The organism is Kitasatospora sp. SC0581, from assembly GCF_048159585.1.
In the GTDB taxonomy this organism is placed as follows: Bacteria; Actinomycetota; Actinomycetes; order Streptomycetales; family Streptomycetaceae; genus Kitasatospora.
This window is the reverse complement of the sequence record NZ_JBLRWA010000008.1, coordinates 96,282-117,143: the sequence shown is the minus strand read 5'-3', so window position 1 is coordinate 117,143 and position 20,862 is coordinate 96,282. Positions and strand designations below refer to the sequence as shown.

Below are 20,862 nucleotides of genomic sequence, written 5' to 3'. Positions count from 1 at the left end.
TGACGGGTGCTCACTCGCCCCGGGTGCCCAGGTGGTGCACCTGCACCATGTTGGTGGTGCCGGGGACGCCGACCGGGACACCGGCGGTGACGATGACGGTGTCGCCCTCGCCGAGCCGGCCGAGCTTCAGCAGCTCCCGGTCGACCTGCGCGACCATCGCGTCGGTGGTGGCCACCTGCTCCGTGACGTACGCCTCGACGCCCCAGCTCAGCGAGAGCTGGTTGCGGGTGGCGCTGTCCGGGGTGAAGGCGATCACCGGGATCGGCGAGCGGTAGCGGGACAGCCGGCGGGCGGTGTCGCCGGACTTGGTGAAGGCGACCAGCGCCTTGCCGTCCAGGAAGTCGCCCAGCTCGCACGCGGCGCGGGCGACGGAGCCGCCCTGGGTGCGCGGCTTGCGGCCCGGGTTGAGCGGCTGGAGGCCCTGGGCGAGCAGCTCGCCCTCGGCCGTCTCGCAGATCCGGGCCATGGTGCGGACGGTCTCGACGGGGTACTTGCCGACGCTCGACTCGGCGGACAGCATGACCGCGTCGGCGCCGTCCAGGATGGCGTTGGCGACGTCGGAGACCTCGGCGCGGGTCGGGCGCGAGGCGTGGATCATCGACTCCATCATCTGGGTGGCGACGATGACCGGCTTGGCGTTGCGGCGGGCCAGGGTGATCAGCTGCTTCTGGACCAGCGGCACCCGCTCCAGCGGGTACTCGACGGCCAGGTCGCCGCGGGCGACCATGATGGCGTCGAAGGCGAGGACGATCTCCTCCATGGCCTCGACGGCCTGCGGCTTCTCGATCTTGGCGATGACCGGCACGCGGATGCCGACCTCGTCCATGACCTCGTGGACGTCCTTGATGTCGTCCGCGTTGCGGACGAAGGACAGGGCGATCATGTCGACGCCCAGGCGCAGCGCGAAGCGCAGGTCGTCCTTGTCCTTCTCGGACAGGGCGGGCACGTTCACGGCCGCGCCGGGCAGGTTGATGCCCTTGTTGTTCGAGAGCACGCCGCCCTCGATCACCACGGTCTTCACCCGCGGGCCGTCGACGCTGACGACCTCCAGGGCGATGACGCCGTCGTTGATCAGGATCGGGTCGCCGGCCTTCACGTCGCCGGGCAGGCCCTTGTAGGTGGTGCCGCAGATGTGCTGGTCACCGGGGACGTCCTCGGTGGTGATGGTGAACTCGTCGCCGTTGTCGACGGTCACCGGGCCGTTGGCGAAGGTCGCCAGACGGATCTTCGGACCCTGGAGGTCGGCCAGGACGCCGATGGCCTTGCCGGTGTCCTCCGAGACCTGGCGGACCTTGCGGTACCGCTCCTCGTGGTCCGCGTGGTTGCCGTGGCTCATGTTCAGTCGGGCGACGTTCATGCCCGCCTCGACGATGGCCTTCAGCTGTTCGTAGGAGTCCGTCGCCGGACCCAGGGTGCAGACAATTTTCGCTCGGCGCATATGGATCAGTCTATCCGTTCGTGTTATAGGTGCATTCGGCACGCACCGGGAGGAATCGCCGACGAAAGCTTCCGAGGAGTGAGACGGATCCGTGTCAGTCCTCGGACTCCCGGCGTTCCCGGTGCACCAGCGCGAAGGTCTGTCGGGCGATCTCCAGCTCCTCGTCGGTGGGCACCACGGCGACCGCCACCCGGGCGTACTCGGGCGAGACGATCCGGGCCTCGCCGGACCGCACCGAGTTCAGTTCCGGGTCGACGGCGATGCCCAGTTCCTCCAGTCCCGCGGTGGCCGCCGCGCGCACCGGCGCCGCGTTCTCCCCGACCCCGGCGGTGAACGCGATCGCGTCCACCCGGCCGAGCACCGCGTAGTAGCCGCCGATGTACTTGCGCAGCCGGTGGACGTACGAGTCGAACGCGAGCTTCGCGTCCGCGTCCCCCTCGTCGGCCCGGCGCATGATCTCGCGCATGTCGTTCTCGCCGCACAGCCCGCGCAGGCCGCTGCGGCGGTTGAGCAGGTCGTCGATCTCGTCCACGGACAGCCCGCCGACCCGGTGCAGGTGGAACACCACGCCGGCGTCGATGTCGCCCGACCGGGTGCCCATGACCAGGCCCTCCAGCGGGGTCAGGCCCATCGAGGTGTCCACGCAGCGGCCGCCGGCGACGGCCGAGGCGGAGGCGCCGTTGCCCAGGTGCAGCACGATCACGTTGACCTCGGCCGGGTCCTTGCCGAGCAGCCGGGCGGTGGCCCGCGAGACGTACTGGTGCGAGGTGCCGTGGAAGCCGTAGCGGCGCACCCGGTGCCGGTCGGCGACGTCCTTGTCGATCGCGTACCGGGCCGAGTACTCGGGCATCGAGGCGTGGAAGGCGGTGTCGAAGACGGCCACCTGGGGGAGGTCGGGGCGCAGGGCCCGGGCGACCTCGATGCCGGTGATGTTGGCCGGGTTGTGCAGCGGGGCGACCGGGATCAGCCGGCGGATCTCCTTGAGCACGTCGTCGGTGATCACGGTCGGCTCGGTGAACCGCAGGCCGCCGTGCACCACCCGGTGGCCGATCGCGGCCAGCTCGGGGGAGTCCAGCCCGACGCCGTCGGCGGACAGCTCCTCGGCGACGGCCTTGAGCGCGGCGGCGTGGTCCGGGAAGGCCTGGACGGTCTCGCGCGGCCCGCCGGTGCGCGGGGTGTGCACCAGCCGCCCGCCGGCCTCGCCGATCCGCTCGACCAGTCCGGCGGCCAGCCTGGCCCCGTCCAGCATGTCGATCAGCTGGTACTTCACCGACGAGGAGCCGGCGTTCAGGACGAGGACGCGGGTGCCCTTGCTCATGCGGGGAGCTCCTTGCTGTCCGACGCGAGGTCCTGGGAGGTGCGGTCCTGGGAGGCGTGGTCCTGGGAGGCGTCGTCCTGGGACTGGATGGCGGTGATCGCGACGGTGTTGACGATGTCCTGCACCAGCGCCCCGCGGGAGAGGTCGTTGACGGGCTTGCGCAGCCCCTGGAGCACCGGGCCGACCGCGACGGCCCCGGCCGAGCGCTGGACCGCCTTGTAGGTGTTGTTGCCGGTGTTGAGGTCCGGGAAGATCAGCACGGTGGCCCGCCCGGCCACCGGGGAGCCCGGCAGCTTGGTGGCCGCGACCCGGGCGTCCACCGCCGCGTCGTACTGGATCGGGCCCTCGACCAGGATGTCCGGCCGCAGCTCGCGGACCAGCTCGGTGGCCTTGCGGACCTTGTCGACGTCCGCGCCGGAGCCGGAGGTGCCGGTCGAGTACGAGAGCATCGCGACCCGCGGCTCCACCCCGAACTGGGCGGCGGTGGCGGCCGACTGGATGGCGATGTCGGCCAGCTGCTGGGCGTCCGGGTCGGGGTTGACCGCGCAGTCGCCGTACACCAGCACCCGGTCGGCCAGGCACATGAAGAAGACCGAGGAGACGATCGAGGCGCCCGGCGAGGTCTTGATCACCTCGAAGGCGGGCCGGATGGTGGCGGCGGTGGAGTGCGCCGCGCCGGAGACCATGCCGTCCGCGATGCCCTCCTGGACCATCAGGGTGCCGAAGTACGAGACATCGGTGACCACGTCCAGGGCCAGTTCGACGGTCATCCCCTTGTGGGCGCGCAGCTTCGCGTACAGCTCGGCGAACTGGCGGCGCAGCGGGCTGGTGGCCGGGTCGACGATCCGCACCTGGGCGCGGTCGGCGGCCGGGTCTTCTGCGGGGAGGTCGATGCTCAGGCTCGACGCCTTGCGGCGGACGGCGTCCGCCTCGCCGAGCAGGGTGAGGTCGCAGATGTTGCGGCGCAGCAGGATCTCGGCGGCGCGCAGCACCCGCTCCTCGGTGCCCTCCGGCAGGACGACGTGCCGGCGGGCGCCCCGGGCGCGCTCCAGCAGCTCGTGCTCGAACATCATCGGGGTGACCCGCTCGGACCGGCCGACCTCGATCAGGTTGGTCAACTCGGCGGTGTCGACGTGCAGTTCGAACAGGCCGAGGGCGATCTCGGCCTTCCGGGGGCTGGCCGAGGTGAGCTTGCCCTCCAGGTGGGTCAGGTGGGCGGCGGTGGGCCAGCTGCCCTCGGGGACGACCGCGACCGGGGTGCCGGGGGCGAGCCGGGCGGCCAGTGCCATCACGTTGGGGCCGGGGTGCTGGCCGAGCGTCAGCAGCACGCCGGCGATCGGCGGGGCGCCGGCGGCGTGCGCGGCCAGCGAGCCGATCACCAGGTCGGCGCGGTCCCCGGGGGTGACCACCAGGGCGCCCTCGGTCAGCGCGTCCAGGAAGGTGGGCAGCATGGCGCCGCCGAAGACGTAGCCGCGTACGTCCCGGGCGAGGCCGGCGGCGTCCCCGAGCAGCACCTCGGCGCCGGTCGCCTCGACCAGCTGGGCGACGGTGGGCGCGGCCAGGGCCGGCTCCTCCGGGATGACGTAGGCGGGGACGGGCAGCTTCTCGGTGAGGGTGCGCTGGATGCGCTGCTTGGCGCCGGGGGCGACCCGGTTGGCGATCATCGCCAGGGTCTGGCAGCCGAGGTCGGTGTAGGCGCGGTGGGCGCCCAGCAGCTCGGCGACCACCGTCTCGGGGTCCTCGCCGTGCCCGCCGACCACCGGCAGCACGGCGGCGCCGAACTCGTTGGCCAGGCGGGCGTTGAAGGCGAGTTCGTCCGGGATGCTGGTGTCGGCGAAGTCGGTGCCGAGCACCAGGACGGCCTGGCAGCGCCGCTCCAGCGCGTGGAAGCGGTCGACCAGGGCGGAGACCAGTTCGTCCTGCCCGTGGGCGGCCTGGAGGGCGGCGGCCTCCTCGTAGCCGAGGCCGTACAGCTCGCTGCTGGGCAGGTCGAGCCGGTAGCGGCCGCGCAGCAGCTCGACCACGTGGTCGGAGCCCGGCTGCCCGGGGGCGGCGTGCACCAGCGGGCGGAACACCCCGACCCGGTCCACCTGGCGGGTGAGCAGTTCCATGACCCCGAGTTCGACCGCCTGGCGGCCGTCCCCCCGGTCGATGCCGGTCACGTACACGCTGCGCGCCACGTGGTTGTCTCCGTCCCGTCGTCTCGGAAAGTGGTCATATCGACCATACCTTCGCACCCCGAACGGGTGTCCGCGAGCAGAGCGACGGGGTTCGGGCAAGGGGCGGAGGTCCCGCCCCGGGCGCCCGCCGACGGGGCGGGCACCCGGGGCGTCCGGGGCACCGGAGGCGCCCGGCGCTCAGCGCTCAGCGCGCGGGGCGGAGCCAGACGGTGGAGAGCGGGGGGAGGACCAGTTCGGCGGACCGGGGCTGGCCGTCCCACTCCACCGGCTCGGCCTTGACCGGGTGGGAGTTGCCGACGCCGCTGCCGCCGTACTCCTCGGCGTCGGTGTTCAGCGCCTCCTCCCACAGCTGGTCGCGGCCCGCCAGCCGGGGCAGGCCGACCCGGTGGCCGTGCCGGACGACCGGCGAGAAGTTGCAGACCGCGACCAGCGGCGAGCCGTCGGCCGCGTACCGGACGAAGGAGAGCAGGTTGTCCTCGGCGGCGCCGCCGTCGAGCCAGCGGAAGCCCTCCGGGACGGTGTCCAGCTCCCACAGCGCCGGGGTGTCGAGGTAGCGCCGGTTGAGGTCGCGGACCAGCCGGCGCACCCCGAGGTGCTCCTCGTGGGCCGGCCACCGCTCGTCGAGCACCCACCACTGCGGGCCCTGCTCGTGGTCCCACTCCGCGCCCTGGGCGAACTCCTGCCCCATGAACAGCAGCTGCTTGCCCGGGTGGGACCACATGAAGCCGAGGTAGGCGCGGTGGTTGGCGCGCTGCTGCCACCAGTCGCCGGGCATCTTGGAGACCAGCGCCCGCTTGCCGTGCACCACCTCGTCGTGCGAGATCGGCAGGACGTAGTTCTCGGAGTAGGCGTACACCATCGAGAAGGTGATCTCGTTGTGGTGGTACTTGCGGTGCACCGGCTCCTTGGACATGTAGACCAGCGAGTCGTGCATCCAGCCCATGTTCCACTTCAGCCCGAAGCCGAGGCCGCCGGCGTCGGTGGGGCGGGTGACCCCGTCCCAGGCGGTGGACTCCTCGGCGATGGTCACCGCGCCCGGGCAGCGCCGGTAGACGGTGGCGTTCATCTCCTGGAGGAAGGAGGCGGCGTCGAGGTTCTCCCGGCCGCCGAACCGGTTGGGGGTCCAGTCGCCGCCCTCGCGGGAGTAGTCGAGGTAGAGCATCGAGGCGACGGCGTCCACCCGCAGGCCGTCGACGTGGAACTCCTCGCACCAGTACACCGCGTTGGCGACGAGGAAGTTGCGCACCTCCTTGCGGCCGTAGTCGAACTCCAGCGTCCCCCAGTCGGGGTGCTCGGCGCGCAGCGGGTCGGCGGGCTCGTACAGCGGCTCGCCGTCGAAGCGGGCGAGCGCGAAGTCGTCCTTGGGGAAGTGCGCGGGCACCCAGTCGACGATCACGCCGATGCCGTGCCGGTGCAGGGTGTCCACCAGGTACCGGAAGTCGTCGGGGCCGCCGAGCCGGGCGGTGGGGGCGTAGTAGCCGGACACCTGGTAGCCCCAGGAGCCGCCGAAGGGGTGCTCCATCACCGGCATGAGCTCCACGTGGGTGAAGTTCAACTCCTGGAGGTAGCGCGGCAGTTCCTCGGCGATGGCGCGGTAGGTGGTGAGGTCCGGCCGCCAGGAGGGCAGGTGCAGCTCGTACACCGACATCGGGGCCCGGTGGTGCGCGGCGCGGGCCCGGCGGGCCATCCACTCGCCGTCCTGCCAGGCGTAGTCGGAGGAGGTGACCACCGAGGCGGTGCCGGGCGGGCACTGGGCGGCCCGGGCCAGCGGGTCGGCCTTGTCCAGCACCCAGCCCTGCCGGGTGTGCACCTCGTACTTGTAGGTGGCGCCCTCGGCCAGGCCGGGGACGAACAGCTCCCAGATCCCGGACGAGCCGAGCGAGCGCATCGGGTGCCCGGTGCCGTTCCAGTGGTTGAAGCCGCCGATCAGCCGGACCCCGACGGCGTTCGGCGCCCAGACCGCGAAGGCGGTGCCGGCCACCCCGTCGACGGTGCGCACGTGCGAGCCGAGCGCCCGCCACAGCTGCTCGTGCCGGCCCTCGGAGATCAGGTGCAGGTCGAGTTCGCCGAGGGTGGGCGGGGTGCGGTAGCCGTCGTGCTGGCGCAGCGGCTCGCCGTCGGGGTACGTCACCAGCAGGGTGTACTCCGGCGGTTCGCCGCCGGCCACCAGGCCGGTGAACAACCCGCTCTGCTGGTGGGTGAGTTCGGCCGGGCCGTGGGCGGTCTCGACGACCACCCGCTCGGCGAACGGGCGCAGCACCCGGATCGCCGTGCCGCCGTGCACCGGGTGCGCGCCGAGCAGCGCGTGCGGGTCGTGGTGCTGCCCGCCCACCAGCCGGTCGACCTCGGCCGGCGGCAGCGGCGCCTCGGGCAGCCGCAGCGCCCCGGTGGGGGCCGGGCGCTCGGCCCCCCGGGGCTGCGGGGCCGCGAGTGGGTCGGCCGGGGACGGGAGGGTGGCCGGGGGCTCCGAGCCGGTGCCGGCGCCCCCCTCCTCCTCGGCCGCCCGGTGCGCCCCGTGCTCGTGGCCGGTGTGGCCTTCGGCGGGGAGCGGTCCGGCCAGGAAGGTGGCCGGTACGGGGCGGGTGGGGCGGCCGGTCGGGTCGATCGGCGTCACGGCGGGGTCCTCCTGCGGCGGGGTGGGCGAACTCCTGCGGGCGGGACAGGAAACGGTCGGGACAGGAAACGGGTGGGACGGGAGACGCGTGGTGCGGAGACGGGCGGTGCGGGAATCGGGCGGCGCGGAAAAGGCGTGGGTACGGGAAGGGCCGGTCAGACGGACAGGGCGAGCCGGTTGATCGCGGCCAGCGGGATCGGCAGCCAGCTCGGCCGGTGCCGGGCCTCGTACACCACCTCGTAGACCGCCTTGTCGATCTCCAGCGCCCGCATCAGCTCCGGTGAGGCGGCCGGGTCGGCGCCGCCGCCGGCGGTGTAGCCGGCGCCGTAGGCGGTGCGGTTGCGCTGGGCCCAGGCGGCGGCCAGGTGGGCCAGTTCCGGGTCGACGGGGCCGCCGGCCAGCAGGTGGGCGGCCGCGTAGTCGAAGGAGCGCAGCATCGCGGCGACGTCGCGCAGGGCGGGCTGCGGTTCGCGGCGCTCGTTGACGGACTTGGCGGGCTCGCCCTCGAAGTCCAGCAGCACCCAGCCGTGCGGGGTGCGCATGGCCTGTCCGAGGTGGAGGTCGCCGTGGATGCGCTGGACCGGCAGGCCGTCCGGGTGGGCGTCGGCGAGCTGCTGGAAGGCGGTGCGCAGGGCGGCCCGGAAGCGCAGCAGGCCGGGGACGGCGGCGACGGCGCTGTCCAGCCGGTCGGCCATGGCGCCGGCCAGCCGTCCGGTCTGGGCGCGGTCGAGCCGGGCGACGGGCATCGAGCGGGCGAGGACCCGGTGCACCTCGGCGGTGGCCCGGCCGAGCCGGTGCGCCTCGATGGCGAAGTTGCCGGGGGAGCGGTCCCCCTTGAGCCGGCCGACCTGGTCGAGGGCGAGTTCCCAGCCGTCCTCGGCGTCCGGCAGGTAGCGCTGCAGCAGTCCGAGGGTGGCGGGTTCGGCGCGTTCCATCCGGCTCTCGAACCAGGCGGCGACCCGGGGGATGCGGGTGGAGCCGGCCCGGGAGAGCGCGAGCGACAGTTCGAGGTCGGGGTTGGTGCCGGGGTGGATGCGGCGGAACAGCTTGAGGATGTACGAGGTGCCGTAGATGACCGAGCTGTTGGACTGCTCGGCGGTGGAGGCGCGGCCGGGGAGGTTGGCGGGCAGTCCGGAGCCGGGGGTGCGGCGGAAGGAGAGCGCGCCGAAGCGGTCCCCGGTGGCCAGGTGTTCGAGCAGCCGTCCGGTGAGTTCGGGGTCGTGCACCGCGTCGTAGAGGGTCGCGCCGTCGTACGGGCCCTGGCTGAGTCGGCCGAGCACGGCGCCGGGCCCGATGTCCCCGAGCCCGCCGGAGCGGATGCCGAGCAGCAGCTGGTAGATGTCGCCGTGCGGGGCGCCGGCCGTGGTGGCGTGCTCGACCCGCAGCAGGAGGTGCAGCAGGGCCGGGTCGCCGACCTGCAGCGGGGTGCCGACGACCGGGGTGAGGCCGGTGATGGGCCTTCCCTTGCCGGCGTACCAGCGCTGGGTGGGCAGCCATGAGGCGATCAGTGGCAGGGCCGCCTGGACGAGTTCGCTGACGCCCAGGGCGGTTCTCCGGGCCCCGGCGCCCCGGGTGCCCGCGGGGGTGGCGGGACCGGTGGGGGCGTCGTCCTGGAGGTGGGCTTGAGAACGGGAGGTTTCGGACATGGCTCCCTTTCCCCGGAAGCACGCGGACTGCCCGACGGGTCGTGGCCGGGTCCGTCAGTCTTCCGGATTGCGGCGGCGCGGCGGTCGCGGCACGCGAGCACGGCTCGGGTGTCACGCCTTCGTGTGGGTGGCCGTTGGGCTGTTCTCCGTACGCGGTGGTGCAGAGAACTCCGGGGGCGCGGGGGTTCAACTCGCGCCCCCGGAGGGTCTGGTGGTGCTGTTCACGGCTGCTGTGCCACGTGCGGCGGATCGTTACTTCGATCGCCTGGTCCCGCTCAGGCGCGGGGGCTGCCGGAGCTGGAACCAGTAGAAGCCGTGCCCGGCCAGGGTGAGCAGGTAGGGCCACTCGCCGATCGACGGGAAGCGCACCCCGCCGATCAGCTCGACCGGGTACCGCCCGCCGTACTGCCGCAGGTCCAGCTCGGTCGGCTGCGCGAACCGCGAGAAGTTGTTCACGCACATGACCAGGTCCCCCTCGTACTCGCGCACGAAGGCCAGCACGGCGGGGTTGCTGGAGGGCAGTTCGGCGTAGCTGCCGAGGCCGAACGCCGGATTGAGCTTGCGGATCTCGATCATGCGACGCGTCCAGTGCAGCAGGGAGCTCGAACTGCTCTGCTGCGCCTCGACGTTGGTCACCTGATAGCCGTACACCGGGTCCATGATGGGCGGCAGACTGAGCCTGCCCGGGTCGGCGGAGGAGAAACCCGCGTTGCGGTCCGGGGTCCACTGCATCGGGGTGCGCACGCCGTCCCGGTCGCCGAGCCAGATGTTGTCGCCCATGCCGATCTCGTCCCCGTAGTAGAGGACCGGCGAGCCGGGCAGGGAGAGCAGCAGCGCGGTGAACAGCTCGATCTGGTTGCGGTCGTTCTCCAGCAGCGGGGCGAGCCGGCGGCGGATGCCCACGTTGGCGCGCATCCGCGGGTCCTTGGCGTACTCCGCGTACATGTAGTCGCGCTCCTCGTCGGTGACCATCTCCAGGGTCAGCTCGTCGTGGTTGCGCAGGAAGATGCCCCACTGGCAGCCGCCGGGGATCTGCGGGGTCTTGGCGAGGATCTCGGACACCGGGTAGCGGGACTCCCGGCGCACCGCCATGAAGATCCGGGGCATCACCGGGAAGTGGAACGCCATGTGGCACTCGTCGCCGCCGGAGGCGAAGTCGCCGAAGTAGTCGACGACGTCCTCCGGCCACTGGTTGGCCTCGGCGAGCAGCACGGTGTCCGGGTAGTTGGCGTCGATCTCCTTGCGGACCCGCTGGAGGAACTCGTGGGTCTCCGGGAGGTTCTCGCAGTTGGTGCCCTCGCGGGCGAACAGGTACGGCACCGCGTCCAGCCGGAAGCCGTCGATGCCGAGGTCGAGCCAGAACCGCAGCCCGGCGATCATCTCGTCCTGGACCCGGGGGTTGTCGTAGTTGAGGTCCGGCTGGTGCGAGAAGAAGCGGTGCCAGAAGTACTGCTTGCGGACCGGGTCGTAGGTCCAGTTGGAGGTCTCGGTGTCGACGAAGATGATCCGGGCGTCCGGGTACTGCTTGTCGTCGTCGGCCCACATGTAGAAGTCGCCGTAGGGCCCGTCCGGGTCGGAGCGGGAGGCCTGGAACCACGGGTGCTGGTCGCTGGTGTGGTTCATGACGAAGTCGATCACGATGCGCATGCCGCGGGCGTGCGCGGCGTCGACGAACTCCATGAAGTCGGCGAGGTCGCCGAACTCCGGCAGCACCGAGGTGTAGTCGGAGACGTCGTACCCGCCGTCGCGCAGCGGCGAGGCGAAGAACGGGGGGAGCCAGAGGCAGTCGATCCCGAGCCACTGGAGGTAGTCGAGCTTGGCCGTGAGCCCCTTGAGGTCCCCGACACCGTCGCCGTTGCTGTCCTGGAAGGACCGCACCAGCACCTCGTAGAAGACCGCACGCTTGAACCACTGCGGGTCGAGCTTCTTCTTCGAGGTCTCGGGGAAGGTGTCGGGGACGGGCTCGTTCACTGTCACGCTGGGTTCCTCCGAACCGTGAGGAGGTGAGCCGGCTCGGCTGAGGGATCGAGCCGGACGTAGTTGTGCCGGCCCCAGGTGTAGACGGCGCCGGTGAGCTCGTCGTGCACCGCGTACGGGCCGTCGCCGTCGAGCGTGACGGTGGCCTCCTGGACGTGGTGCGGGTCGAGGTTCACCACGGTGACGACCTGGTCGGTGAGCCCCTCGGGGGTGGTCGCGGTCTTGGAGTAGGCGAGCACCTGGTCGTTGTCGGTGGGGTGGAAGCGCAGGTCGCGCAGCTGCTGGAGGGCGGGGTGGCGGCGGCGCAGCCGGTTCAGCACGGTCAGCAGCGGGGCCAGGGTGTCGGTGCGGCTCCAGTCGCGCGGGCGCAGTTCGTACTTCTCCGAGTGGAGGTACTCCTCGGAGCCCGGGTGGGCCGGCTCGTTCTCGTACAGCTCGAAGCCGGCGTAGACGCCGTAGCTGGGGGAGAGGGTGGCGGCGAGCACCGCGCGGACCGCGAAGGCGGCCCGGCCGCCGTGCTGGAGGTACTCGTGCAGGATGTCCGGCGTGTTGGCGAAGAAGTTGGGCCGCATGTAGGCGGCGGCGTCACCGCTGAGTTCGGTGAGGTAGTCGGTGAGTTCCGGTTTGGTGGTGCGCCAGGTGAAGTACGTGTACGACTGGTGGAAACCGATCTTCGCCAGGGTGTGCATCATCGCGGGGCGGGTGAAGGCCTCCGCCAGGAACACCACGTCGGGGTCGGTCCGGGCGACGTCGGCGAGCACCTTCTCCCAGAACACCACCGGTTTGGTGTGCGGGTTGTCGACCCGGAAGATCCGGACGCCGTGCGACATCCAGAACCGGAGGATCCGGATGGTTTCCTTGACGATTCCGTCCATGTCCTGGTCGAAGTTGACCGGATAGATGTCCTGGTACTTCTTCGGCGGATTCTCGGCGTACGCGATGGTGCCGTCCGTGCGGTGGCTGAACCATTCCGGATGCTTGTTCACCCAGGGGTGGTCGGGGGAGCACTGGAGCGCGAAGTCCAGCGCCACCTCCAGGTGCAGCGCCTTGGCCTCGGCGACGAAGTGGTCGAAGTCCTCGATGGTGCCGAGGTCCGGGTGGACGGCGTCGTGGCCGCCCTCGGGGGAGCCGATCGCCCAGGGCGAGCCGACGTCGTGCGGGCCGGCCGTCAGGGTGTTGTCCGGGCCCTTGCGGAAGGCTCGGCCGATCGGGTGGACCGGCGGCAGGTAGACCACGTCGAAGCCCATCGCGGCGACGGCCGGCAGGCGTTCGGCGGCGCTGCGCAGGTTGCCCGGGCGCGGCGGCTCGACGCCGGCCGGGTCCACCACGGCGCCCTCCGACCGGGGGAAGAACTCGTACCAGGAGCCGAACAGCGCGCGCTCGCGGTCGACCTGGAGCGGCATCGGGCGGGAGGCGCTGAGCAGCTCGCGCAGCGGGTGGCGGCCCAGCGCGTCGAGCACCTCGGGGGCGAGCGCGGCGGCCAGCCGGGACAGCGGCGGCAGGGTCTGGTCGCGCAGCGCGTCGGCGGCGGCCAGCACGTCGGCGCGGCCCTCCTTCTTGGGCACCCCGGCCGCGGCCTGCTCCAGCAGCCGGGCGCCCTCCTCCAGGACCAGCGCGGTGTCGATCCCGGCGGGCAGCTTCACCGAGGCGGTCCGGCGCCAGGTGGCGACCGGGTCGCTCCACGCCTCCACCAGGTACGACCAGCGGCCGGGCGCGGTCGGGGTGACGTGCGCGCCCCAGCGGTCGGTGCCCTCGGCCAGTTCGCGCATCGGCGTCCACGGGCCGCTGCGGCCGCGCGGGTCGCGCAGCACCACGTTGGCGTTGACGGCGTCGTGGCCCTCGCGGAAGACGGTCGCGGTGACCAGGAAGGTCTCGCCGACGACGGCCTTGGCCGGGCGGCGGCCGGCGTCGACGAGGGGACTGACGTCCAGGACGGGGATGCGGCCGATCACGGTGTCGCTCTCTGTCGTCTTGCGGGCGGAGGGCTTGCGAGCGGGGGCCTTCCGGGCGGCTGCCCCGGCGGCCGGGGCCTTCGCGGAGGCGGACCCGGCGGCCTCCGCGGTGGCGGCCTTCGGAGCTGCGGTCTTCGGGGTGGTGGCGGTGGTGCGGCGCGTGGTGGTGGTGCGCCTGCGGGGTGCCGCCGCCCGGTCCTCCTCGGCCGCGGGGTGCCGGGCCGTCGAGGGGGCTTCGGATTCGGAGGATCCGGCACGGACCGCCCCGGAGGCCCTCGGCGCCGGCATCGCCGGATCTGTCCGAGTGTCAGAATCCATCCGTCCGGCGGATTCCGCGACCGCTGCGTCGAGGCCTTCGGCCACCGGTGTGGACTGGTCCCGCGTGTCGCCGTGCATGCCAAGCTCCTGCCCGAGATCGGCGGCAGCTCCCCGCGGGCCTGGGTATGGGCCGGGGGAGTACCGGAGGACTGCTGGGTGGGGAGGACGTGCGACCGGAAGCCTGCCCGCGCCGCTGTTCCCGGCAACCTGCCCGGCGCCCGCCGAGCCGGCGGTGGGACGCCCCGGAGCCCGTGTGCGTCCCGGCGCACGCCTCCGCCGGGCGCGCCCCGGCCGACCCGGTCCACCCGTGAACGAGCGGGCCGGCAGGGAGGACACGCGTCCGTGCGCGGTGAGCGCCGAATGGGCTAAGAAGGACGGGAACGGACAACACGAAAAGGATTCGGACGTGCTGCTTCGCGGGGGACGCCACCCGTCGTCGTACTCCCCACTGCATCAACGACCTTCGGTCATCCTCGCACCGGCGACAAGGTTTTTGCAGCGGTACGACAGTAGTTTCGGGCCTTCTCCCGGGTGGATGCGCCATCGGAAATGAAGCCGTACCGAAGAGTTCACGTATTGGTAGCGCGGGCCCCCGAAATGTGCGCCTCGCGCGCCCCCCGTGCAGTCCAATGCGCCGAATGCGATCTCATCAATAGCCCGAACGGATGCCCAATAGTCCACTTGACGCACTGTCCGGCCGACCGCCACGGCTACGCTTCACGCCGTGAAGGCAATCCGCAGATTCACCGTCCGCACCGTCCTGCCCGAACAACTCCAGCCGCTGCACGAGCTGGCCCTCAACCTGCGCTGGTCCTGGCACCCCGAGACCAGGGACCTCTTCCGGTCCGTGGACCCGGAGGTCTGGGCCGCGACCGGCGAGGACCCGGTGCGGCTGCTCGGGGAGGTCCCGGCCGCCCGGCTGGCCGCGCTCGCCGCCGACCGGCGCTTCCTGCGCAGACTCGGCGACCTCGCCGACGACCTGCGCGAGTACCTGACCGGCCCCCGCTGGTACCAGACCCGGCAGCAGTCCGACGCCGCCCCGCTGCCCGCCGCGATCGCCTACTTCTCGCCCGAGTACGGCATCGCCGCCGCGCTGCCCCAGTACTCCGGCGGGCTCGGCATCCTGGCCGGCGACCACCTCAAGGCCGCCAGCGACCTCGGCGTGCCGGTCGTCGGCGTCGGCCTGTTCTACCGGCACGGCTACTTCCGCCAGTCCCTGAGCCGGGACGGCTGGCAGCAGGAGCGCTATCCGCTGCTCGACCCGGACGAACTCGCGGTCAGCCTGCTGCGGGAGGCCGACGGCACCCCCGGCCGGGTCGACCTGGCCCTGCCCGGCGGCCGCACCCTGGCCGCCCACATCTGGAAGGCCCAGGTCGGGCGGGTCCCGCTGCTGCTGCTCGACTCCGACATCGAGGCCAACTCGCCCGCCGAGCGGGACGTCACCGACCGGCTGTACGGCGGCGGCAGCGAGCACCGGCTGCTCCAGGAGATGCTGCTGGGCATCGGCGGCGTCCGGGCGGTGCGCGCCTACTGCCGGCTCACCGGGCACCCCGCCCCCGACGTCTTCCACACCAACGAGGGCCACGCCGGCTTCCTCGGCGTGGAGCGCATCCGCGAACTGGTCGCCGACGACCGGACCGGCCTCGACTTCGCCGCCGCCCTGGAGGCCGTCCGGGCCGGCACCCTCTTCACCACCCACACGCCCGTCCCGGCCGGCATCGACCGCTTCGACCGCGAGCTGGTCGCCCGCCACTTCGGCGGCGACGCCGCGCTGCCCGGCGTGCCGGTCGAGCAGGTGCTCGCGCTCGGCGCCGAGAGCTGGCAGGACGGGGACCCGAAGCTCTTCAACATGGCCGCCATGGGCCTGCGGCTGGCCCAGCGCGCCAACGGGGTCTCCACCCTGCACGGCGAGGTCAGCCGCTCGATGTTCAACGGCCTGTGGCCCGGCTTCGACCCGGCCGAGGTGCCGATCACCTCGGTCACCAACGGCGTGCACGCCGCCACCTGGATCGACCCGGCGGTGGTCCGGCTCGGCGCCGCCGAGATCGGCGCCGAGCGCGCCGAGGAGGCGATGACCACCGGCGAGAGCAAGCGCTGGACGGGCCTGGAGCGGATCGGCAACACCGAGGTCTGGCAACTGCGGCGCGCCCTGCGGGCCCAGCTGGTGGAGGAGGCCCGCCGCCGGCTGCACGCCTCCTGGCGCCGGCGCGGGGCCGGCGAGGCCGAGCTCGGCTGGGTCTCCTCGGTGCTCGACCCCGACGTGCTCACCATCGGCTTCGCCCGCCGGGTGCCCTCGTACAAGCGGCTCACCCTGATGCTGCGCGACCAGGAGCGGCTGCGCGCGCTGCTGCTGCACCCCACCCGGCCGGTGCAGATCGTGGTCGCCGGCAAGGCCCACCCGGCGGACGACGGCGGCAAGCGGCTGATCCAGCAGATGGTCGCCTTCGCCGACGACCCGGCGGTGCGGCACCGGATCGTCTTCCTGCCGGACTACGACATGGCGATGGCCCAGCGCCTCTACCCGGGCTGCGACGTCTGGCTGAACAACCCGCTGCGCCCGCTGGAGGCCTGCGGCACCTCCGGGATGAAGGCGGCGCTCAACGGCTGCCTCAACCTGTCCGTCCTGGACGGCTGGTGGGACGAGTGGTTCGACGGCCGCAACGGCTGGGCGATCCCCACGGCCGACGAGAGCGGCGGGGCGCTCGACCCGGACAGCGGCGAGGCCGAGCGGCGCGACGACATCGAGGCGGCCGCGCTCTACGACCTGATCGAGAACCAGGTCGCCGCCCGGTTCTACGACCGGGACGCGGACGGGCTGCCGCAGCAGTGGATCGCCATGGTCCGGCACACCCTGGTCACCCTCGGGCCCAAGGTGCTGGCCGGGCGGATGGTCCGGGAGTACGTCGAGCGGCTGTACGCCCCGGCGGCGCAGGCCCAGCGGGAGCTGGCCGGGCAGCACGGCCACGGCGCGCGCGAGCTGGCGCTCTGGAAGGCGACGGTCCGGGAGGCCTGGCCGGCCGTCCGGGTCGAGCACGTCGAGGCGGACTGCCCGACCGAGGCGCAGGAGCTGGGCAGTTCGCTGGAGCTGCGGGTGCAGGTCGCGCTCGGGACGCTGCGGCCGGGCGACGTCGAGGTGCAGGCGGTCTCCGGCCGGGTGGACGAGCGGGACCGGATCTCGGACGCCTGCCTGCTCGCCCTCAAGCCGGTCGGCGGGCCCGATCTGGACGGCCGGATCCGCTACGAGGGCTCGCTGGAGCTCTGCCGGACCGGCCCGTTCGGCTACACCGTCCGGGTGCTGCCCGCGCACCCGCGGCTGGCCTCGCCGGCCGAGCTGGGGCTGGTCGCGCTGCCGGCCGAGTCGGCCGGGATGGACGCGGGGCTGCTGCGCTGAGGCCGCGGGCGGCCGTCCACCGGTGGTGAACCGGGTGGGCGGCCGCCCGCGTACCTCCGTGCGGGAAATGGGGAATGCCCGGCCGGGTGCGTGACGGCGCACCCGGACGGGCACATTCGTGGGGTCCGGGGCCGGGGCCCTAGACCAGGCTGTCCCGCCAGGCCCGGTGGAGGGCGGCGAAACGGCCGGAGCCGTCGATCAGCTCCTGTGGGGAGCCATCCTCCACGATCCGGCCCTGGTCCATCACCAGGACACGGTCGGCGATCTCCACGGTGGAGAGCCGGTGGGCGATGATCACGGCCGTCCGGCCGGCCAGCACGGTGCGCATGGCCCGCTGCACGGCCTGCTCCCCGGGGACGTCCAGCGAGCTGGTCGCCTCGTCCAGGATCAGCACCGCCGGGTCGGCCAGCAGCGCCCGGGCGAAGGCCACCAGCTGGCGCTGGCCGGCCGAGATCCGGCCGCCGCGCTTGCGCACGTCGGTGTCGAAGCCGTCCGGCAGGGCGGCGATGAACTCGTACGCGCCGATGTCCCGGGCGGCCTGCTCGACCTCCTCCCGGGTGGCGCCGGGGCGGCCGACCGCGATGTTCTCGGCGACGGTGCCGGAGAACAGGAAGGACTCCTGGGTCACCATCACGACGCCGCGCCGCAGTTCGGGGGTGGCCAGGTCGCGCAGGTCCACGCCGTCCAGCCGGATCCGGCCGTCGGTCGGGTCGTAGAAGCGGGCCAGCAGCTTGGCGACCGTGGACTTGCCCGCGCCCGTCGCGCCGACCACCGCGACCGTCTGCCCGGCGGGGATCAGCAGGTCGAAGGCCGGCAGCACCTCCTTGCCCGTCCGGTAGGCGAAGCGGGTGCCCTCGAAGGCGACCGCGCGGCCCTGGCCGGAGGCCTCCGGCAGCTCGGCGGGTTCGGCCGGCTCGGCGACGGTCGGCTCGTGGGCGAGCAGGCCGGCGATCTTCTCCAGGGCGGCGGCGGCCGACTGGTAGCTGTTCAGGAACATCGCCAGCTGGTCGACCGGGTCGAAGAGCCGGCGCAGGTAGAGCGCGAAGGCGGTGAGCACGCCCAGTTCCAGCGCGTCGTCGACGACCAGGTAGGCGCCGAGCAGCACCACGCCGGCGAACCACAGGTTGGCGGTGAGGCGGGAGAGGCCGACGTAGCGGGCGATCTCCAGCAGGCCGTCCGCGGTGGCGGTGGCGGACTGCCGGTTGACCACGGCGAAGGCGGCGTCGTTGGCCTTCTCCCGGCGGAAGGCCTGCACCGGGCGGATGCCGTTCATGGTCTCGGTGAAGCGGACGATCAGCGAGGCGGCCGAGGTACGCGAGCGCCGGTAGACCCGGCGCGAGCGGCGGCGGAAGGAGTGGGCGATCAGGGCCAGCGGCAGGAAGGACGCCAGCGAGACCAGGCCGAGCCGCCAGTCCAGCACCACCAGCAGCACCGAGATGTAGCAGACCGACAGCAGGACCGTCAGCAGCTCCTGGAGGCCCTCGGAGAGCAGCTCGCGCAGCGCGTCGATGTCGCTGGTGGCGCGGGAGATGATCCGGCCCGAGGTGTAGCGCTCGTGGAAGTCCAGGCTGAGCCGCTGGGCGTGCCGGAAGATCCGGCCGCGCAGCTCCAGCACGATGTCCTGGTTGACCCGGGCGCTGATCTTGATGAAGACCCACTGCAGCACCGGGCTGAGCAGCGCGCAGAACAGGTAGGCCGCGACCACGGCGACCAGCGGGCCGGAGTCGTGCTCGCGCAGGGCCGGGATGCCGCGGTCCATCGCCACCGCGACCAGCAGCGGGCCGGACTGGAGCGCGGCCTGCTGGACCAGGATCACCACCATCGCGACGGTGATCCGGGCCCGGTGGGTGCGCAGCAGCGAGCGCAGCAGCGCCCGGGGTGCGCCCGGCGGGACGGGGATGTCCTCCTCGTCGGCGGGCGGCGGGGGGAGCTCCTCCTCGGCCGGCGCGACGGGTTCGGCCCGTACGGGTTCGGCGGTGGTGGTCATGCGCGCGCTCCTTCCGGTGCGAGGGGGCCGTCGGGTATCAGGGCGGCCTCGCCCGACATCAGTTCCCGGTAGTGCGCGCAGTCGCGCAGCAGTTCCTGGTGGGTGCCGACGGCCGTGATCCGGCCGTCCGCCAGCACCGCGACCCGGTCGGCGAGCAGCACGGTGCTGGGGCGGTGGGCGACGACCAGGGCGGTGGTGGTGCCGAGGACCTCGCGCAGGGCCCGCTCGACCAGGGCCTCGGTGTGCACGTCCAGGGCGGAGAGCGGGTCGTCCAGGACGAGGAAGGCCGGGTCGCCGACCACCGCGCGGGCCAGCGCGAGGCGCTGGCGCTGGCCGCCGGACAGGCTCAGGCCCTGCTCGCCGACCTCGGTGTCCGGGCCGTTCGGGAGCTTCTCGACGAAGCCGGCCTGGGCGGTGTCGAGGGCGGTGCGCAGCTGTTCCTCGCCGGCGCCCGGGGCGCCCATCAGGACGTTCTCCCGGACGGTGGCGGAGAACAGGGTGGGCTCCTCGAAGGCGACCGAGACGAGTTCGCGCAGCCGCGGCCGGGGCAGTTCGCGGATGTCCCGGCCGTCCAGCGTGATGGTGCCGGCGGTGGCCTCGTACAGCCGGGGGAGCAGGGCGGTGAGGGTGGTCTTGCCGCTGCCGGTGGCGCCGACCAGGGCCATCGTCTCGCCGCTGCGGATGTGCAGGTCGACGCCGGCCAGCAGGTCGGGGCTGTCGTCGGGGGCGTCGGGGTAGCGGAAGCGGACGCCGGTGAAGCGGATGCCGTCCGGGGCGGTGGGCGCCGCGGCGGTGCCCGGGGCGGGGGTGTCCGCCTCGGGGGTGTCCGGCTCGTCCAGCACCTCGAAGAAGCGGTCGGTGGCGGTGGCGGCCTCGTTGGCGTAGGCGAGCAGCCAGCCGAGCGACTCGACCGGCCAGCGCAGCGCGAGCGCGGTGGAGAGGAAGGCGACCAGGGTGCCGGCGCTCAGGTCGTCGTGGGCCACCAGGTAGGCGCCGACGGCGAGGGCGCCGGCGAGCGCGATCTCCGGCAGGCCGACGATGACGGCCCAGAGGTTGGCGAGCAGGTGCGCCTTGCGCAGTTCGGTGCGGCGCAGTTCCTGGGCCTGGGCGCGGAAGCGCTCGGTCATCGACCGGTGCCGGCCGAAGGCCTTGAGGATGCGGATGCCGAGGACGGACTCCTCGACCAGGGTGGCGATGTCCCCGTTCTGGTCCTGGGCGAGCCGGGCGGCGCCGGAGAAGCCGGACTCGAACCGCCGGGTGAGCACGAACAGCGGGACGACGGGCACCAGGGCGATCAGCGCGAGCCGCCAGTCCTGGGTGAACATCACCACGGTGCCGGCCAGGAACATCACCGAGTTGACGATCAGGAAGACCAGCGGGAAGGCCAGGAACAGCCGCATGGTGTACATGTCGGCGGTGGCCCGGGAGAGCAGCTGGCCGGAGCCCCAGCGGTCGTGGAAGGAGACCGGCAGCCGCTGGAGCTTGGCGAAGAGGTCCCCGCGCATCGCCGTCTCCAGCCCGGCCAGCGGGCGGGCCAGCACCACCCGGCGGGTGTAGAACAGCGCGGACTCGACCGTGCCGAGGACCAGCAGCAGGCCGACCAGCGGCCAGAGGCCGGCCAGGTCGTGCTCGGCGAGCGGGCCGTCCACGATCAGGCCGAGGACCACCGGGACGGCGAGGGTGCTGAGCATGCCGAGGGTGGCGGCCGTCACCGAGACGGCCAGCCGGCCGCGGACGGCGCGCGCGTACGGCCACAGGCGCAGCAGGGAGCGGACCGTGGAGTGCCGCGGCCCGGGCCCGGCGGGGCCGGTTCCGTCGCTCTGGGGGCTTCCCGGGGTCGGGTTCTCGGGGTCTTGTCTGTTCTCGGCCATCGCGGTGAGGGTAGGCAGACGGGCCGTCATTTCTCATCCGGTTTTTCGCCCCTGTCGGTAGCGCCCGGCGAGAACCGGCCACTCGGACGGGCGGTGCGGGCGCGAATTAGGGGGCGTGCGCCGCCATTCGTGCAGGTAGGAGTGCGCCGTGCGCCTCTTGCGGGCGCCTG

The 20,862-nt window shown here is 72.9% G+C and carries 10 protein-coding genes; 1 reads left to right on the top strand and 9 read right to left on the bottom strand.

The window, feature by feature from the left end; translation table 11 throughout:
* Nucleotides 1-10: 10 nt before the first annotated feature.
* The 7 genes from pyk to ACLWS4_RS15800 all read right to left on the bottom strand — a co-directional run bounded on the left by pyk (nt 11) and on the right by ACLWS4_RS15800 (nt 13,125).
* Nucleotides 11-1,438: a pyruvate kinase gene (pyk, locus tag ACLWS4_RS15830; RefSeq protein WP_049656903.1), complete on the bottom strand. Its 1,428-nt coding sequence runs from the start codon at nt 1,436-1,438 to the stop codon at nt 11-13.
* Between the two features lie 94 nt (nt 1,439-1,532).
* The gene (locus ACLWS4_RS15825; protein ID WP_074001464.1) at nt 1,533-2,756 is read right to left on the bottom strand and encodes an acetate kinase; all 1,224 of its coding nucleotides are present in this window, start codon (nt 2,754-2,756) and stop codon (nt 1,533-1,535) included.
* On the bottom strand, nt 2,753-4,936 hold the full coding sequence (pta, locus tag ACLWS4_RS15820) for a phosphate acetyltransferase (RefSeq protein WP_416874411.1): 2,184 nt from the start codon (nt 4,934-4,936) through the stop codon (nt 2,753-2,755). The genes ACLWS4_RS15825 and pta overlap by 4 nt, the downstream gene beginning before the upstream one ends.
* A 184-nt stretch (nt 4,937-5,120) precedes the next feature.
* On the bottom strand, nt 5,121-7,550 hold the full coding sequence (glgB, locus tag ACLWS4_RS15815; RefSeq protein WP_380779956.1) for a 1,4-alpha-glucan branching protein GlgB: 2,430 nt from the start codon (nt 7,548-7,550) through the stop codon (nt 5,121-5,123).
* Between the two features lie 155 nt (nt 7,551-7,705).
* Entirely contained in the window at nt 7,706-9,196 is a 1,491-nt protein-coding gene (locus tag ACLWS4_RS15810) for a maltokinase N-terminal cap-like domain-containing protein (protein WP_380740405.1), read from the bottom strand.
* Between the two features lie 252 nt (nt 9,197-9,448).
* Nucleotides 9,449-11,173, bottom strand: a complete 1,725-nt coding sequence (treS, locus tag ACLWS4_RS15805) for a maltose alpha-D-glucosyltransferase (RefSeq protein ID WP_074001467.1) — start codon at nt 11,171-11,173, stop codon at nt 9,449-9,451.
* Nucleotides 11,170-13,125 (bottom strand): alpha-1,4-glucan--maltose-1-phosphate maltosyltransferase, encoded by a 1,956-nt coding sequence (locus ACLWS4_RS15800; RefSeq protein ID WP_416874446.1) that lies wholly within the window; start codon nt 13,123-13,125, stop codon nt 11,170-11,172. Before ACLWS4_RS15800 ends, treS begins: the two co-directional genes overlap by 4 nt.
* Before the next feature lie 1,042 nt (nt 13,126-14,167).
* Between ACLWS4_RS15800 and glgP the strand changes: the two genes are divergently transcribed.
* A complete protein-coding gene (glgP, locus tag ACLWS4_RS15795) occupies nt 14,168-16,834 on the top strand; it encodes an alpha-glucan family phosphorylase (RefSeq protein ID WP_049651957.1) in 2,667 nt (888 codons plus the stop codon).
* Between the two features lie 139 nt (nt 16,835-16,973).
* Here the strand turns inward: glgP and ACLWS4_RS15790 are convergent, their stop codons facing one another.
* Together ACLWS4_RS15790 and ACLWS4_RS15785 are read right to left on the bottom strand one after the other, a co-directional pair.
* Nucleotides 16,974-18,821 carry an ABC transporter ATP-binding protein gene (locus ACLWS4_RS15790; RefSeq protein WP_074001468.1) on the bottom strand — a complete coding sequence of 616 codons (1,848 nt, stop codon included), beginning with the start codon at nt 18,819-18,821 and terminating at the stop codon, nt 16,974-16,976.
* A complete protein-coding gene (locus tag ACLWS4_RS15785) occupies nt 18,818-20,692 on the bottom strand; it encodes an ABC transporter ATP-binding protein (RefSeq protein WP_074001469.1) in 1,875 nt (624 codons plus the stop codon). The genes ACLWS4_RS15790 and ACLWS4_RS15785 overlap by 4 nt, the downstream gene beginning before the upstream one ends.
* Nucleotides 20,693-20,862 lie beyond the last annotated feature (170 nt).